The organism is Halomonas sp. ATBC28 (assembly GCF_005937175.1).
Lineage (GTDB): Bacteria > Pseudomonadota > Gammaproteobacteria > Pseudomonadales > Halomonadaceae > Vreelandella > Vreelandella titanicae.
Window position 1 is genome coordinate 174752 of record NZ_VCQL01000005.1, and the last position, 16832, is coordinate 191583.

Here is a 16832-nt window from a genome sequence, read left to right on the forward strand (position 1 = left end):
TCTTGGGAGTACTTCGATGACAACATTAAGTTCCAAAACCGCAGCGCCACGCTCGGTGTCAGGGTGGCGGTCGGCGCAAAGCAAGCGCATCTTGCTGACACTTTTGGGGTGGTCGGTGGCGCTGGTGATCTTCTTTCCGATTTTCTGGATGATCCTGACTGGCTTTAAAACAGAAACAGCGGCGATTGCCGACCCCTCGCTGATTTTTTCGCCCACCTTAGAGAGCTACCAGGATGTGCACGCGCGTTCCGGCTATGCACGCTTTGCGCTCAACAGCGTTGCGGTGGCATTTGGCTCAACGTTCTTCGCGCTGCTGATTGCGATTCCTTCAGCCTACGCCATGGCCTTTTTGCCCACTAAACGCACCAAAGGCACGCTGCTGTGGATGCTCTCCACCAAAATGCTGCCCTCAGTGGGCGTGCTGGTGCCGATTTATCTCATTTTCCGCGACGTTGGTCTGCTCGACACCCGCACCGGGCTAATCATCATCTATACCCTGATGAACCTGCCGATTGTGGTGTGGATGCTCTACACCTTCTTCAAGGATATGCCCAAAGACATTCTTGAAGCAGGGCGTATGGACGGCGCCTCCACCTTCCAGGAAGTGTTCTTTCTGCTGCTGCCACTCACGCTGCCGGGTATCGCCTCAACGGGCCTGCTATCGGTCATTTTGAGTTGGAACGAGGCGTTCTGGAGTCTCAACCTAACGACCTCAAGTGCTGCGCCGTTAACCGCCTATATCGCCTCATTCTCAAGCCCTGAGGGGCTGTTCTGGGCCAAGCTGTCTGCCGCTTCCACCATGGCCATTGCGCCGATTTTGATACTCGGTTGGATGACACAAAAACAGATGGTGCGTGGTCTGACCTTTGGTGCCGTCAAGTAAAGGATCTTCCTCATGGCAACACTACAACTACACAATATTACCAAGCGTTTCGGCGACACCGAGGTCATCAAGGGTATCGACCTTGAGGTCAATGACCGAGAATTTGTGGTCTTCGTTGGCCCCTCCGGCTGCGGTAAATCGACCCTGATGCGCATGATCGCCGGGCTTGAAAGCGCGACGGATGGCGATATCTTGATCGACGGTCAGCGTATCAATGACGTTGGCCCTGCAGACCGTGGCCTCGCCATGGTGTTTCAAAGCTATGCGCTTTACCCGCACATGACGGTAGAGGGCAATATGGGCTTCAGCATGCGCTTGGCCGGAGTGCCCAAGGAGGAGCGTCGCGCCAAGGTGCTGGAGGCGGCCAAGATTCTACAGCTAGAGCCGCTGTTAGACCGCAAGCCCAAAGCGCTCTCCGGCGGTCAGCGCCAGCGGGTGGCTATTGGCCGTGCGATTGTGCGTAACCCCAGCATCTTTCTGTTCGACGAGCCGCTCTCCAACCTGGATGCCGCGCTGCGAGTGCAGATGCGTATTGAGCTGGCGCGTCTGCACGATGAGCTGGACGCCACCATGATCTACGTCACCCACGACCAGATCGAAGCGATGACCATGGCGGATAAAATCGTTGTGCTCCACGACGGCGTGGTCGAGCAGGTGGGCTCGCCCATGGCGCTCTACCATCATCCGCGCAATCGCTTTGTAGCAGGTTTTATCGGCTCGCCGAAAATGAACTTTCTGCCGGTAACGCTGACCAGCGTTTCGCCTGAAGGCGTGGGGATTCGTATGCCCGGCGGCGGTGAACGCAGCGTGCCGGTGGACGGTCAGCACCTGGAGGCCAACGCCCCTCTTGAGCTGGGTGTTCGCCCGGAACACTTAGTGCTCGAAGAGCAGGGGCCCCTGAGCGGCGAGATCAAAGTGCTGGAGCGGCTAGGTGGCCAAACCTCGCTCTATGTCCAGATGGACGACGAACTGATCACGATTATGGCCGATGGCGACGTGGCCTATCGGGTCAACGATACGGTGCATTTCGGCTTCGCCCCCGAGCGCGCCCACCTGTTTGACGCTGGCGGCCTGGCCTTGCCCAGCTTGCAACAGCATCCCTTGGCAGGGCTAACCCGACACGATAACCGCGCGCCCGGTTCGCCTTCTGAGGAGCCTGCATGAGGACACTCATCTTTGACTGCGATGGCGTGCTGGTCGACAGCGAGGCTCTTGCGGAAGGCACACTGGTGGAGTACCTCTCCCACTGGCTGCCCGATCTGAATATTGACCAGGAATTAGGCCAAGCGCTGGGGATGACCACGGCGGCTATTCTTGCTCATCTCGAAGCATTAAGCGCCCACAGGCTGCCATTGGATGCCACCGAGCAGGTGGATACCGCTATCGAGGCCCGCTTGGCGCAGGAGCTTAAAGCTATAGACGGCGCCGACAAGGCGGTTCGTGGCATTACCTTGGAAAAGGCGGTGGTTTCCAACAGTCGACGCAGTCGCGTATTGGCATCACTGGCAAGCACAGGGTTGGCCGATGCGTTTGGCGAGGTGCCCATTTTTACCGCTGATCAGGTAGCACACCCCAAGCCCGACCCCGCACTCTACCGATTGGCGGCCTCTCACTTAGGCCAAATGCCGCGGGACTGTCTAGTGGTAGAAGATAGCGTGGCCGGGGTGACGGCCGCCCGTGCCGCGGGAATGTGCGTGATTGGGTTTGTCGGCGCCAGTCATGTGGATGTTGATCAAGCGGCGCGCCTTACTCAAGTCGGCGCCTGGCGTATTTTAGAGCATATGCACGGCCTGGAAGCCCTGGTGAACGAGTGGCAAGCCAAGGCTTCCAGCTTTTCGCCTTAACGAGAGCATGACGATGAAACTAAACAACAAAATCGCGGTGATTACCGGCGGCGCGCGGGGTATCGGCTTGGCTATTGCTCAGCGTTATTTAAGTGAAGGCGCCAGCGTAGTAGTGGCCGATATTGATCGGGCCGCTATTGATGATGCTTTAGCGACGCTGCAGCAGCAGGCGCCTGCCGAAAAAGTGATGGGGGTCGAGCTGAATGTCTGCGATCAGGCCTCGATTGATGCCATGGTTAAAGCGGTAATAGAGCGTTTTGGCGGCATCGATATTTTGGTCAATAACGCTGCCATCTTTGATATGGCGCCGGTGCTTGAGGTGACCGAGGAGAGCTTCGATAAGCAGTTTGCGGTCAATACCAAAGGCATGTTTTTTACCCTGCAGGCGGTTGCCCGTTCGATGGTGGCCCGTGGTCAGGGGGGCAAAATTATCAATATGGCCTCCCAGGCAGGTCGCCGCGGTGAAGCCCTGGTAAGCGTTTACTGCGCCAGCAAAGCGGCTGTCATCAGCCTTACCCAATCCAGTGGTTTGGATCTCATCAAACACCGCATCAACGTTAACGGCATCGCCCCTGGCGTGGTGGATACGCCAATGTGGGAAGAGGTCGACGCGCTGTTTGCCCGTTTTGAAAATCGCCCGCTTGGCGAGAAGAAGCGCTTAGTGGGCGAGGCGGTGCCGTTTGGGCGAATGGGCCTGCCGGAAGATCACACCGGCGCGGCGGTGTTTTTGGCCAGTCACGACAGTGATTACGTGGTCGCCCAGACACTCAATGTCGATGGCGGCAACTGGATGAGCTGAGGTGGCCATGACCCCTGATCTTGATGCCTTAGCACAACAGATTATTCATGCCGCCGAAGGTGCCACGCGCTACCTGGTCGCGCTGGCAGGGCCGCCGGGTGCGGGGAAATCCTATCGCAGCGCCCAGCTCTGCGATGCGATTAATCAGCACCTGCCGGGCCAGGCCGGACTGGTGCCCATGGACGGCTACCACTTCGATAACGCTGTGCTGGGCGAGCAGCAGGTGCCGGTAAAAGGCGCGCCCCATACCTTCGATATAGAGGGGCTGCGCTGCGACCTTGAACGCATCCGCCAAGCGGCTCATCCGGTAGCGGTACCGGTTTTTGACCGCCCGTTGGATCTCGCCCGTGCCGGTGGACGACTGATCACCCTTGAACAGCGTATCGTCATTGTCGAGGGCAACTACCTGCTGCTTGACCGCTCCCCCTGGCGCGAACTGCGACCGCTGTTCGATTGGACGCTATTTCTAGACGTCGATGATGTCGTGCTAGTCGATCGATTGATCAATCGCTGGCTTGAGATGGGCCAGGATCGCACTGGTGCGCTGCAGCGCACCCACCACAAAGACATGCTTAACGCTCAATTAGTGAAGAGTTGCTGTTTGCCGCCTGATCAGCGCTGGCGCTAGTACTTTGTGTTAGCCCCTTTGTTTTAGAACATTTGTTTTAGCCCATTGATAGCGTCATTTGTTACCTGCCTTTATTCACCCCATCGCGCCAAGAAGGCCTTGGCTGGAGAGTCCCATGACCCGTCTTAATAATCACAACCTGGGCAAGCTAACCGACGATGTTGCCAAACCTCAGTATGACCGCCAAACGCTCACACCCGGTATCGTACATATTGGGGTTGGGGGCTTTCACCGCGCCCATCAAGCAATGTATTTGGATGCACTGATGAACCAGGGCGAGGCGCTGAATTGGGGCATTGTCGGCGTAGGAGTGATGCCTGGCGACAAACGCATGCAGCAGGCGCTGGCAGCGCAGGATTACCTCTACACCCTGGTGGTGAAACACCCTGATGGCCAGTATGAGCCGCGGGTCATTGGCAGCATGGTGAATTACCTGTTTGCACCGGAAGATACCGAGGCAGTGATTGAGCAGATGGCTGATCCGGCGATTCGCATTGTTTCGCTGACGGTGACCGAAGGCGGCTACAATTTTCACCCGGTGAGCGGCGAGTTCGATCTCAATAATCCCCAGGTGCGCGCCGATCTTGCTAACCCCACCCAGCCCACTACCAGCTTCGGGCTGGTAGTGGAAGCGCTTGTCCGCCGCCGTGCGCGGGGCATTGCGCCGTTCACCGTGATGTCCTGTGATAATATTCAAGGTAACGGCGATGTCGCTAAACGTATGTTCGGCGCCTATGCCCAGGCGCGGGACGCCGAGCTAGGCGCCTGGCTTGCCCGTGAGGTGGCGTTTCCCAACGCCATGGTGGATCGCATTACTCCGGTGACGTCGCCCACGGATATTGATGAACTGAGTCAGCGCTTTGGCGTAGAGGACGCCTGGCCGGTAGTCTGCGAACCCTTCACCCAGTGGGTGTTGGAAGATCACTTCCCCCTTGGGCGTCCGGCGTTTGATAAAGTGGGTGTCCAAGTCGTGGAGGATGTCGAACCCTACGAACTGATGAAGCTGCGCCTGCTCAACGCCAGCCACCAGGCGCTGACCTATTTTGGCTATTTAGCCGGATACCGCTACGCCCATGAGGTGTGCCAAGATCCGCTATTCGTTGATTTTTTATTGGGCTATATGCGCGAAGAGGGCACGCCGACCCTGGCGCCGGTGCCGGGGGTTGATTTGGAAACCTACCGCCTAACGCTGATTGAGCGCTTCGCCAACCCACAAATCAAAGATACCCTGGCACGGCTCTGCGCCGAGAGCTCTGACCGCATTCCTAAATGGCTAGTGCCGGTGATTCGCCAACAGTTAGCACAAGGTGGTGAAATAGAGCGCAGCGCCGCCGTAGTGGCCAGCTGGGCACGCTACGCTGAAGGGGTGGACGAGCAGGGCGAGCCCATCGAAATTGTTGATCGCTTGAAAGCGCCGCTCATGGCGATTGCTGCGGAGAACCGCCAGCGGCCAGCGGCTTTTATCGAAAACCGCGAGCTGTTTGGCGACTTAATCGACAGCACCCGTTTTGTGGAAGCCTATTTAACTGCGCTAAGTTCACTGCACGAACGTGGCGCACGCGCTACGCTAGAGGGTCTGGCGTCGTCCAAAGGAACAGTGTGATGTATATCGGGGTAGATTGCGGTACCCAGAGTACCAAGGTAGTGGTGGTAGACGTTGAGCGGGGCAAGATTCTGGCTGAAGCAAGCCGCCCTCATCACCTGGACGAGGGCGAAAATGGTCGCCGAGAGCAGGCACCCGCAGAGTGGTTAGCTGCCTTGAAGGCGGCGTTTTTTGCCGCGTTGGATAAAGCTGCTGTATCGGCTAGCCAAGTGCGCGGCATTGGTGTCTCTGGTCAGCAGCATGGCATGGTCGCGCTCGATGGCGAAGGCGTGCCGGTCTATCCCGCAAAGCTGTGGTGCGATACCGAGACCAGCGCCCAGAACGCTGATTTAGTTGCTCGACTGGGTGGCGAGGCAGGCTGCTTAGAGAAGCTGGGGTTGGTGCTGCAAACCGGCTATACCGCGTCTAAAGTCGCTTGGCTGCGCGAGCATCAGCCGGATGCGTATCGGCGCATCGAGAGCCTGCTACTGCCACACGACTACCTCAACTTCTGGCTTACTGGCGAGCGCCTCACCGAGGCGGGTGACGCCTCCGGTACTGGCTATTTCGATACCCGCAAGCGTTGCTGGCAGCTCGATGTTTTTGCTGAAATTGCTCCTGAGTTAGACCCTCATCGGGTACTTCCTCGCGTGCTGGAAGCCCATGAGTCAGTAGGCGTTGTGCGCCCGGCGGTGGCCCGCGAACTTGGGTTGGGTGATCAAGTGGTTGTCTCCTCCGGCGGTGGTGACAATATGTTGGGCGCCATTGGCACCGGCAATATTACCCCGGGGCTCATCACGCTGAGTTTAGGCACCTCCGGCACCGTTTGTGCTTACTCGGCGATGCCTGTTGAGTGCGATAGCGCCATGGTCGCCAACTTCTGTTCCAGCACTGGCGGCTGGCTGCCGCTGATCTGCACTATGAACGTCACTTCGGCCACCACGCGGGTACGCGAGCTGTTTGGCTTGGATCTGGCCGCGTTTGGCGAGAAAGTGGCCAGTGCGCCGATAGGCGCCGAAGGCGTTACCGTATTACCGTTCTTCAACGGCGAGCGGGTGCCGATGCTGCCCGACGCCTCCGCGGACTTCCTTGGCCTGACCAGCCTGAATACCACCCAGGCTAATTTGTGTCGGGCCGTGGTGGAGGGGGCCACTTTCGGGCTACGCTATGGGCTGGAATTGTTGGGTGATTTAACCGCTGGAGCCAGCCAGATTCGTTTGATCGGTGGCGGCGCTAACAGCCCCGTATGGCGGCAGATGGTAGCGGATATTACCGGTACCCAAGTGATTTGCCCCGAGATAACCGATGCAGCGGCGCTTGGCGCGGCCATACAAGCGGCTTGGTGTGACCAGCGTTCAGAGGGCGTAACTCTGGAGGCTCTGTGTGAGCGGCTCGTCCATTTGGATGCCAAGTCGTTGGCCAACCCACAACCAGAAAATGTGGCCGCCTACCAACCGATTTATGCGCGATATTGCGCAGCACTTGAACAACGCCATGGCGGCGCTTAAAAGCATATCAAGGAGATTTTATGACCAGCCAGCTGCAACAGTTAAAGCAACATTCGCTTGTCGTCGCCGATACCGGTGATCTTGAGGCTATCCGTCGCTATCAGCCGCAGGATGCCACGACCAACCCCTCACTGTTGCTCAAGGCGTTTAGCTTGTCCGGTTACCAAGCGCTAATCGACGAAGAGCTGAGCAGCGTAAAAGCCTCTGGCGGCAACCGTGAAGAGCAGGTCAAACATGCCGTTGACCGCCTGGCGGTGGCCATGGGCAGCGAGATTTCCGCCGTTGTGCCGGGGCGTGTTTCCACCGAAGTGGCGGCTCGTTTGTCGTTTGATACCCAGGCCAGCATTGCCAAGGCCCACGAGTTAATCGAGCTGTACGATGCCCGCGGCGTGTCCCGCGACCGCGTGCTGATCAAACTGGCGTCTACCTGGGAAGGCATTCGTGCCGCCGAGGTGCTCGAACGCGAAGGTATTCAGTGCAACCTGACGCTGCTGTTCAGCGATGCCCAGGCCCAGGCGTGCTTTGATGCCGGGGTGTTTCTGATCTCACCCTTCGTAGGCCGCGTGACCGATTGGTACAAAAAAGAGACCGGCAACGATTACACGCCGGAAAATGACCCTGGCGTTAAGTTTGTGCAAGGCGTTTGCCAGCGTGCCAATCAGGGCGGTTACAACACTGTGGTAATGGGCGCAAGCTTCCGTAATACCGGGCAGGTACTTGCCCTGGCAGGCTGCCCGCGGTTGACCATTTCGCCTGCATTACTGGAAGAGCTGGATGCCACTGAAGGCAGCGTTGCTGCGCAAATTCAAGCCGGCGAAGGCAGCGGCAAGCCTACCGAGCCGCTCAGCGAAGCCGCCTTCCGCTGGGGCCATAATCAAGACGCCATGGCCAACGACAAGCTGGCCGATGGCATCCGCCGCTTCCATGATGACCAGCTGGAGCTGGAAAGCCTGATCGATAAGCGGTTAGGCTGAGAAATAAGCGAGTTCATAGCTTAAGCGCGTCAGGGTTAGGGTGCGCCCTAACCCTGACGCCGTGACACAATCGGGTACAGGGAGAAAGTCGTATGGATGCCACCCTGAGCCAACTGTTGGAATCTATCGAATTAACCCCCGTCGGCGATTTGCAGTCGCTTAGTGGGGGTGACATTGCTGCCGTTTATCGCCTGGAGACCCGGCAGGGGCCGGTGGTGATTAAGCACGACGACGCAGCGCGGTTGCGCGGTGAAGCCGCAGGCCTGCGTGCGTTGCGTGGCGCCTGTTCATCGCTGGTAGTGCCAGAGGTGTTAGGTTTGGCAGAAGGCTGGCTGGTCATTGAGTCATTGGACACCGTGCCCGGTGGGCCGAAGAGCGAAGCCGCGCTTGGCGAAGGGCTGCGCGGTTTGCATAGCGTAATTGGTGATGCCCACGGCTGGCATCAGGATAACGCCTGCGGGCTTACGCCCCAGCCGAACGCCTCGCTCAGCGATGGCCGAGCCTTTCAGCGCGAGCGCCGCTTACTCCCCCTTTGTGAAGCGTGCCTCCAGCGGGGGCTATTGAACGGCGAGCTGCGCAGTCGTATCGAGCGCTTGGCCCACGATTTGGAGAGTTGGTTGCCCGATGCACCGCCCAGCTTGCTGCACGGAGATTTGTGGTCAGGGAATGTGCTTTTCACTTCCAAAGGGCCGGCAATTATCGACCCAGCAGTATATCGCCACTACCCGGAAGTGGATGTGGCGATGCTGACGCTATTTGGCTCTCCAGGGGAGGCCTTTTTTAACGCCTACTGGAACGGCGACGCCCCGGCCGACTGGCCGAGGCGTGAAGCGTTGTTTCAGCTTTACCCGCTATTAAACCACCTGCTGCTGTTCGGTGCCGGTTACCGTTCGGCGGTTGAGCGCAGCGTAGCGAGGGTCGAGTCTTTCACTTGAGTCTTACCAAGACTTATAGGGCAAAAACTTGCCGTTCATGGTGAGCAGTACCCGGTCGCCTTTGGGGTCTTCGATTTTGTCGACCTCCATAGTGAAGTCGATGGCGCTCATGATGCCGTCACCAAATTTTTCTTGCACTACGTCTTTCAGGGTCTCGCCGTAAACACCAACGACTTCATACAGGCGGTAGATGAACGGGTCTTGGGGAATCGCTTCATCCCAGGCTTTGGTGGGGAAAGCTACCAAAGCATCGGCGACATTGCTCTCTACGCCCAAGGTATCGCAGAGTTTATGTGCTACATCTGGGCTGGCGCTGTTCATGCCGTAGCAGGCGGAGGCCACCCAAACCGGTGACATACCCACGGCTTTACCAATATCGTCCCAGCTCATTTTTTTACGCGCTTTAGCGGCGAGCAGGGTATGACGCATTTCGAGCTTATCCATGACGAATCTCCTTAGGGGTAAACTTCACTAGTTTTTCTTCATGACCAGCGGCTGGGGTTGCCTCTGGTGGGTGAGTGGGCGCATCAACCGCTGCGTCCAGGTTGACTGGGTTAATCGATGGTGGGTACCGCATGCCTTGGGGTTCATTTTCCTGAACGCGAAGGTCGCCTGATCGGTTAACCAGAAAGTCGACCAAATAATTGCGGATGGTATAGAAGTGGGGATGCTTAATGATCTCGGCGCGGTTACGCGGCCGAGGCAGGTCGATCTCCACCGCCTCTGCAATACGTGCCTCTGGGCCGTTGGTCATTAAGAAGATACGGTCTGCCAACAGGATCGCTTCATCCACATCGTGGGTAATCATGAACACCGTTTGCTGGTCTTGAGTCCAGATTTTGACCAGCTCGTCCTGAATAACGCCTCGGGTGAGCGCGTCTAACGCCCCAAACGGTTCATCCAGTAGCAGCAGCTTTGGCTTGGTGGCAAAGGCGCGGGCAATACTCACCCGCTGGCGCATGCCGCCGGAAAGCTGGGAAGGCTTGCGATCAACGACTTCTTTCAACCCCACCAGCTCCAGGTACTTCATGCTGTGCTCGGTGACTTCGCGCTCGCTCCAGTTTTTCCAGCGGGCACGAACCCCAAAGCGCACGTTTTCCAAGGTGGTGAGCCAGGGCAGCAGGCTGTAGTTCTGGAATACCACGCCGCGCTCAAGTCCTGGGCCATTAATCTCTTTGCCTTCCATTACCATGGAGCCATCGGAGAACTGATCCAGGCCTGCCAGGGCATTCATAATGGTCGACTTACCGCAGCCTGAGTGGCCAATGATGCAGACGAACTCACCCTTTTGCAGTTGAAAGCTAACGTTCTCAAATACCGTTAGTGGTGGTGCTGTTTTTGTAGCGCCAGGAAAGCGCTTGGCGGCCTGCTGCACTTCAACAAAAGCGTGACTCATAGTTAACTCCTCTCGGTTGCTCTTTGTGTTCGCTCTCTTACTCTATTCGGCGTAGGTCACAAAGCGCGTCACATAGGCCAGGGACATGTCCAGCAGCATGCCGACGACACCGATCATTAAGATGGAGAAGATCACACTGGTGAGATCCAAGTTGTTCCACTCATTCCACACGTAGTAGCCAATGCCGGTGCCGCCAACGAGCATTTCAGCGGCCACTATCACCAGCCAAGCAATACCGATGGAGATCCGCATACCGGTTAGAATGGTTGGCGCCGCGGCGGGCAGAATGACTTTGAACGCGGTTTTCAGCGACGAGAGTTCATGGGTACGGGCGACGTTGACCCAATCTTCTCTCACCCCGGCGACCCCGAATGCCGTATTGAGAAGCATGGGCCATATAGAGCAAATGAAGATGACGAAAATCGCTGAGGCTTCGGAATCCTGGATGATGAATAACGCCAATGGCATCCATGCCAGCGGCGAAATAGGGCGCAATACCTGAATATAGGGATTGAGCGCCTTATACATCAGTGGCGACATGCCAATCAGAAAGCCGAGTGGAATCGCAATGGCTGCTGCCAGCAGGTACCCCGTAAGCACACGATACAGAGAGTAGCCAAGCTGAATACCAATCCCCTTATCGTTAGGGCCCGCATCATAAAAAGGGTTGGATAACTCTTCCCAGGCACGAACCAAAACTTCAGAAGGAGGGGGAACCTTGGCGGTTTCATTAGCACCGGCCATTAGCTGTTCGTACTCGCTTAGCTCACCAGCTCCACCGGTCAGAAGGGGAACATGATTAAGGCCTTCCCATATACCCAGGCCTAGAACCAAAAGCACCACAGCGAGCACACTGGCGCGTACGTTGAGACTGAAATTCCACTCAGTAGTTGTGCGATCCATGTTAGCTCCTCCCGATTGCAAAGCTCTCGAGGTAGGCTTCGGGTTGCGTGTAGTCAAAGGTTTTACCCATGATTTGGTAATTACGCGCGTTCTGTTCGGGGGCGTCGTAGCCCAGCTCGCGCATTACTTCTCGGGCATCAGTGGCGAGGTAGACGTCTCTTGCTACCTGCTGATAATCCACGTCCCCTTCGATGTAGCCCCAGCGCTTCATTTGGGTAAGGATCCATACCGCCATTGACTCCCAGGGGAAGGGGTCGAAATCGATGCGGTCAGGCACTCGTTGAACCTCACCCAGGCCATCGGCAAAGGTGCCGGTCAGCACCTGTTCGATAACGGTTACCGGTTGGTTGAGGTAGTTAGTGGGCGCAATCGCCTCGGCGATCTCAGAACGGTTGGCTGGGTCTGATGAGTACTGGGTAGCGTCGATAATCGCCCTCAAGAGGGCGCCGTAGGTATTAGGGTTTTCACGCGCAAATTGTGCGCTAGTGGCAAAGGCGCAGCAGGGGTGTCCGTCCCAAATATCCTTGGTCAGAAGATGGATAAAGCCGATGCGTTCAAATACCGCCCGCTGATTAAAGGGGTCAGGTGACAAGAAGCCGTCGATATTGCCCGCCCGAAGGTTGGCCACCATCTCCGGCGGTGGAATGACTCGGATTTGAATGTCCTGATCAGGGTCAAGGCCATGCTCAGCCACGTAGTAGCGTAGTAAGAAATTATGCATGGAGTACTCAAAAGGTACGCCGAAGGTAAAGCCTTTCCATTGCTGAGGGTCGCGTTTATCTTGATGGTCGTTGTGCAGCACGATGGCTTGCCCATTGATGTTCTCAACGGCAGGCATGATGAAGTGTTCGGGGTTGGAGCCAGCACCAAGGGTCATAGCCAGTGGCATTGGGGTAAGCATGTGCGCCGCATCGTATTCGCGGTTCAGCGACTTGTCTCGAGCCACGGCCCAGCCAGCGGTCTTGATAACGGATACATCCAAGCCATAGCGCTCGTAGAAGCCCATGGGGTGCGCCATGATGATTGGTGTGGCGCAGGTGATGGGGACAAATCCGATATTAAGCTGGGTTTTCTCCAGGGGGCCTAAATTTTCTTTAATCGCTGCTTTAATGGCATCCATGGGAAGCAAACTTGCTAATGCTGCTGCGGCCGTGCCGCCGCCAATCAACTTCATAAATTGACGACGATGCATGTCGCTGTGGCCGAACATACCGCGAACCAAGGCACTCTCCACCATACGATCCATCATTGCTTCAGTATCGGTGGGCGCTGAAGAGGGACCTGCCTGGACAGGCGTAATGGTGGTGTTACCTGAAGGCTGGCAGTCGTGACAATCACAGTGCCGCCCATGAATGAGAGATTGACGGTGGTCGAACGGGTTGCCGAGACTGCTGTGGTCGTTGTTGTCTTTCATGGACGTTCACCTCACAGGAGCAAAAAAACAGATGGCTGCGCCGTCTTGGTGCGTAATGGTTTAAGCATGCGGCGCTAACAAAGGCATTGCGAATTGCGTGCCAGTTAGGGCTTATTATCTTTAAGTGTTTGTTTATTAATTTATTATTTTAATTTTTAAAACTTTGAGAGGGGGCCTTTAAAAGGCACGAAAAATCGTAAATAACGATATTTCGTTGTTTATTTAACGAAAACTCGTAAGTGGCGCGGGAATTGAAAGCTAAAGAGAAGGATCATCTCTAAACATTGAGGTAATAGCCAATGGTAGGGCGAGTGGCTGCGCAGACCGAAGCTTCAGCACTTATGGGTGAGTATTCACCGCTTGCAATGATTGTTGTCGACCCGATTGCAGATCAGCTGCTAGCGGCTAATCCCGCTGCCTGCGAATTGTTGTGTATTGAAAGTGCACTTTCCTTAACGTCACCGTTTAGCCATCGTTTGAGTGCTTCACTGCCGCTATGGGTGAGTTTTACCGATGAGACACTGGTGCAAAAAACGGCCTGGTCGGATGACCTGGTGATGCTAGACATGCTGCGCCAGCCTTACCGGGTAGAAGTCTACGCCCAGCATATCGAAGGCTCTTCGCAGCTGTTATTTACACTGATTGATCGCAATAAAGCCGAGCAGCGGCGTGCAAAAGCAGAGTTAGGACGCCAGCACCGCCAGGGCGAGGTGGGCTGGCAGCGTGTCGAGCAAGTTTTCGAGCAGATTGAGAAGCAGAACCAGCTAATTCTGGGCGCAGCAGGCGAGGGCATTTACGGTTTGGATGCCGAGGGCAAAACCACCTTTGTTAACCCCGCCGCTGAGCGCATTCTGGGCTGGAGTACTGAGGATATGGTGGGTCATGACGCGCACCTCATGTTCCACCATACCCACGCTGACGGCAGCCACTTTCCAGTGCAGCAGTGCCCTATTCATGCTTCGTTTAGCGACGGCCAGGTGCATCACGTTGATAACGAAGTGTTCTGGCATAAAAATGGTGAAGCGATTCCTGTTGAGTACACCAGCACGCCGATTTTCGAGATGGGTCGTTTGGTCGGGGCGGTGGTGCTATTTCGCGATATTCGCGAGCGCAAGCGCGCTGAGCAGCAGCTGCGTGATGCCCTCGCTGAGGTAGAGTCACTCAAGCAGCGTTTGGAGCTAGAGAATGAGTACCTTCAAGAAGAGATAAAAGCGGAGCTTAACCACCGCGATATTGTCGGCAACAGCCCGGCGGTGGCAAAGCTGATCCAGCAGATTGAGCTGGTTGCCCCCACAAGTGCCAACGTACTTATCAGCGGCGAGTCGGGCACCGGCAAAGAACTGATTGCCCGCGCCATTCATGCGGGTAGCACGCGCAGTGATCGGCCGTTGATCCGCGTCAACTGTGCGGCTATTCCGAGAGACCTGTTTGAGAGCGAGTTTTTTGGTCATGTAAAAGGGGCGTTCACTGGCGCGGTACAGGATCGTCCAGGGCGTTTTGAGCTTGCCCACGGCGGCACGCTGTTTTTGGATGAGGTCGGTGAAATACCCCTGGAGCTACAGAGTAAGCTGCTGCGGGTGTTGCAGGATCAGCAGTTTGAGCGCGTCGGCGACAACCGTACCCGAGAAGTCGATGTGCGAGTGATTGCCGCCACCAACCGCGAGCTGCGTGACATGATTGACGCTGGCCATTTTCGCGAAGATCTCTATTTTCGCCTCAACGTGTTCCCAATCGATTCGGTACCGTTACGCAAACGAATAGAAGATGTGCCACTACTGGCACGGCACTTTTTACAGCGTGCCTGCCTGAAATTTAATAAGCCGGGAGTGCGCATTCCCCCGGCCCAGTTGGAAATTCTGCAGCGCTACCCCTGGCCGGGCAATATTCGTGAACTGGAGAACATCATCGAGCGCCAGGTCATCGTGACCCAGGATCGACGTTTGATGTTTGACGACCTGTTGCTAGGGGAGCCGCTGCCTACGACAGGCCTTACTAACCTGATGTCTACGGCGACCCAAGCCAGCGGGGAGCGACGTGAAGTAGCGCTGCTTACCGAACATGCGCTGAGTCAGCGCCAGCGGGAGAGCACGATTGCCGCTCTGGAGCAGGCGGGAGGTAAAGTTTCAGGGGCAGGTGGAGCGGCGGAACTGCTTGGCATAAAGCCCACGACGCTTGCTTCACGGCTAAATAAATGGGGCATCGACACACGGGAATTTCGTAAAAGAGCGCCGCATTAATCGCCAACGCATCATGCTTTGGACTAAGGTAAGCTGGAAGCGACTTGACAATAGGCTGTTCACACATTTTTCGATTGTTCAAGGCTAGCATACATACATGAATGTAACTATAATGCTCATCTTTCTGAGTGGCACCGTACTTTGAGTGGCACCGTGCTTTGATTGAATAAGTGCGCTGAGTGATTTAGTGCGTTCGCCAACCTGACGCTGATATCTAGAGGCAATCCCATGCGACTGGCACACTGGGCAGTCAATGCCCCTTTACGACCCTTACTATTAGCGGTATTCACCGCTTCTTTTGTATTGCCTGCTCAAGCTGCCGACCTCATCACGATTACCCGTGATGCGTTAGACAATAACGCTGCACTTGCCTCGGCACGCTCAGAATATTTGGGCGTTGAAGCAGGTAGAGATATTGCTCGAGGTGGCTTACTTCCCCAAATCAACGCGTCGGGCACTGTGGCGCATAATGAGCAGTATGAAAGCCAGGGTTCGACCCAAGCGGGAACAGGAATAGGTACTGGCACGGGGGGCGCGAGTGCCGGTGATGACCGTTACAACACCGTATCGCTCACCCTGGAAGCCACCCAAGCGCTCTATGATGAAGTGACCCGCCGACAAGTCACCCAGGCCGAGCGCCAGATTGACCAGCAGGTATACCTGCTGGCAGCCACTGAACAGCAGTTGCTAATCGATACAGCTAGCGCCTATTTCGACATTCTGCGTGCTTACGAAGTCCTAGAAGCGCGTTTTGCCCAAGAGCGGGCCATTGGCCGTCAGCTTGAGCAGGCGGGTGAGCAGTTTGAGGTCGGTTTGATTGCGATTACCGAAGTTGAGGAAGCCCGCGCCACCTTCGACCAGTCCCGGGCTGATCGCATTGCCGCAGAGAGCAACCTGCAGGTGGCTTTTGAGGCATTAGAGCAGTTAACTGGCCAGCGTTACGCCAGCATTGAAGCGCTGGGCGACAGCATGCCGATTGCACTTCCTGAGCCCAGCAGTCGTGACTACTGGGTAGAGCAAGCCCTTGAGCTTAACCCTCAAGTCTTGGCGCAACAGGCAGGTATTGAGGTATCACGTAGCGGTGTGGAAATTGCCCGTGCGGGACGGTTGCCCACCCTTCAAGCCTTTGGCAACTATCAGTATGGCGACAGTGATATTGATAACACCACCGGGAATGACTCCTCTAGCCAGGTGGGCATACGCGCTAATTTACCCGTCTACACCGGCGGCAGTACCAGCGCCAGCATCCGCCAGGGGACTTATCAACTGGAAAGTAGCCAGTATGATTTCGAGTCCCAGCGTCGTTCGTCGATCCAGCAGGTTCGCTCGCTATATACCCAAGTCAGTAATGATGTGGAGACTGTCGAAGCCCGCGAGCAGGCGATCGTCTCTAACCGCAGCGCACTTGAAGCCACTCGCGCCGGGTATGAGGTGGGCACCCGTAACATCGTGGATGTTTTGAACGCCGAGCAAAATCTGTATAACGCCATCGCCAACTACGCCGAGGCTCGCTACGACTATGTCGTCAATCTGCTTTCGCTGCGTCAGCAGGCTGGGCGCCTGGATGTGGATGCCATTGAGGAAGTCAATGCTTGGTTAACCGGTGATGAGGTGAACTTTACCTTGCCAGAGAGCGGCGGCAACGACCGCTATGAGCCCGCGCTCAACATCGGTGCACCGCCCCAGCCTGGCATGTAATTGCCCGTCGGTTGGAAGTGATTCAGGTGTG

Annotated in this window: 15 protein-coding genes; 11 read left to right on the top strand and 4 right to left on the bottom strand. The window is 56.4% G+C overall.

Annotated features, from left to right (window positions below):
• Positions 1-16: 16 nt before the first annotated feature.
• From E0L35_RS07385 to E0L35_RS07425, 9 genes are all read left to right on the top strand, one after another.
• Entirely contained in the window at positions 17-883 is an 867-nt protein-coding gene (locus E0L35_RS07385) for a carbohydrate ABC transporter permease (protein WP_035538561.1), read from the top strand.
• Between the two features lie 12 nt (positions 884-895).
• The gene (gene ugpC, locus E0L35_RS07390) at positions 896-2047 is read left to right on the top strand and encodes a sn-glycerol-3-phosphate ABC transporter ATP-binding protein UgpC (RefSeq protein WP_138799958.1); all 1152 of its coding nucleotides are present in this window, start codon (positions 896-898) and stop codon (positions 2045-2047) included.
• Positions 2044-2727 (top strand): HAD-IA family hydrolase, encoded by a 684-nt coding sequence (locus E0L35_RS07395; protein ID WP_138799959.1) that lies wholly within the window; start codon positions 2044-2046, stop codon positions 2725-2727. The genes ugpC and E0L35_RS07395 overlap by 4 nt, the downstream gene beginning before the upstream one ends.
• A gap of 13 nt (positions 2728-2740) precedes the next feature.
• A complete protein-coding gene (locus tag E0L35_RS07400) occupies positions 2741-3526 on the top strand; it encodes an L-iditol 2-dehydrogenase (RefSeq protein ID WP_053856844.1) in 786 nt (261 codons plus the stop codon).
• A gap of 7 nt (positions 3527-3533) precedes the next feature.
• A complete protein-coding gene (locus E0L35_RS07405; protein ID WP_022520494.1) occupies positions 3534-4154 on the top strand; it encodes a nucleoside triphosphate hydrolase in 621 nt (206 codons plus the stop codon).
• Between the two features lie 115 nt (positions 4155-4269).
• On the top strand, positions 4270-5757 hold the full coding sequence (locus tag E0L35_RS07410) for a mannitol dehydrogenase family protein (RefSeq protein ID WP_138799960.1): 1488 nt from the start codon (positions 4270-4272) through the stop codon (positions 5755-5757).
• The gene (gene xylB, locus E0L35_RS07415) at positions 5757-7244 is read left to right on the top strand and encodes a xylulokinase (RefSeq protein WP_022520492.1); all 1488 of its coding nucleotides are present in this window, start codon (positions 5757-5759) and stop codon (positions 7242-7244) included. Before E0L35_RS07410 ends, xylB begins: the two co-directional genes overlap by 1 nt.
• Before the next feature lie 20 nt (positions 7245-7264).
• A complete protein-coding gene (gene tal / locus E0L35_RS07420) occupies positions 7265-8218 on the top strand; it encodes a transaldolase (RefSeq protein WP_022520491.1) in 954 nt (317 codons plus the stop codon).
• A 92-nt stretch (positions 8219-8310) separates the two neighbouring features.
• A complete protein-coding gene (locus tag E0L35_RS07425) occupies positions 8311-9153 on the top strand; it encodes a fructosamine kinase family protein (protein WP_022520490.1) in 843 nt (280 codons plus the stop codon).
• A gap of 3 nt (positions 9154-9156) precedes the next feature.
• Here E0L35_RS07425 and cynS read toward each other — a convergent pair whose 3' ends face one another.
• Genes cynS through E0L35_RS07445 form a run of 4 tightly spaced genes read right to left on the bottom strand, consistent with a single transcriptional unit; the run spans position 9157 to position 12866 of the window.
• Positions 9157-9597 carry a cyanase gene (gene cynS / locus E0L35_RS07430; RefSeq protein WP_022520489.1) on the bottom strand — a complete coding sequence of 147 codons (441 nt, stop codon included), beginning with the start codon at positions 9595-9597 and terminating at the stop codon, positions 9157-9159.
• Positions 9590-10549 carry an ABC transporter ATP-binding protein gene (locus tag E0L35_RS07435; RefSeq protein WP_022520488.1) on the bottom strand — a complete coding sequence of 320 codons (960 nt, stop codon included), beginning with the start codon at positions 10547-10549 and terminating at the stop codon, positions 9590-9592. Before E0L35_RS07435 ends, cynS begins: the two co-directional genes overlap by 8 nt.
• Positions 10550-10591: 42 nt before the next feature.
• Positions 10592-11452 (bottom strand): nitrate ABC transporter permease, encoded by an 861-nt coding sequence (gene ntrB / locus E0L35_RS07440; protein WP_022520487.1) that lies wholly within the window; start codon positions 11450-11452, stop codon positions 10592-10594.
• A gap of 1 nt (position 11453) precedes the next feature.
• Positions 11454-12866 (bottom strand): CmpA/NrtA family ABC transporter substrate-binding protein, encoded by a 1413-nt coding sequence (locus E0L35_RS07445; RefSeq protein ID WP_022520486.1) that lies wholly within the window; start codon positions 12864-12866, stop codon positions 11454-11456.
• 311 nt (positions 12867-13177) lie between these two features.
• Between E0L35_RS07445 and E0L35_RS07450 the strand changes: the two genes are divergently transcribed.
• Both E0L35_RS07450 and E0L35_RS07455 read left to right on the top strand, forming a co-directional pair.
• Positions 13178-15103 (top strand): sigma 54-interacting transcriptional regulator, encoded by a 1926-nt coding sequence (locus E0L35_RS07450; protein ID WP_249362102.1) that lies wholly within the window; start codon positions 13178-13180, stop codon positions 15101-15103.
• A gap of 228 nt (positions 15104-15331) precedes the next feature.
• On the top strand, positions 15332-16801 hold the full coding sequence (locus tag E0L35_RS07455) for a TolC family outer membrane protein (RefSeq protein WP_022520484.1): 1470 nt from the start codon (positions 15332-15334) through the stop codon (positions 16799-16801).
• Positions 16802-16832 lie beyond the last annotated feature (31 nt).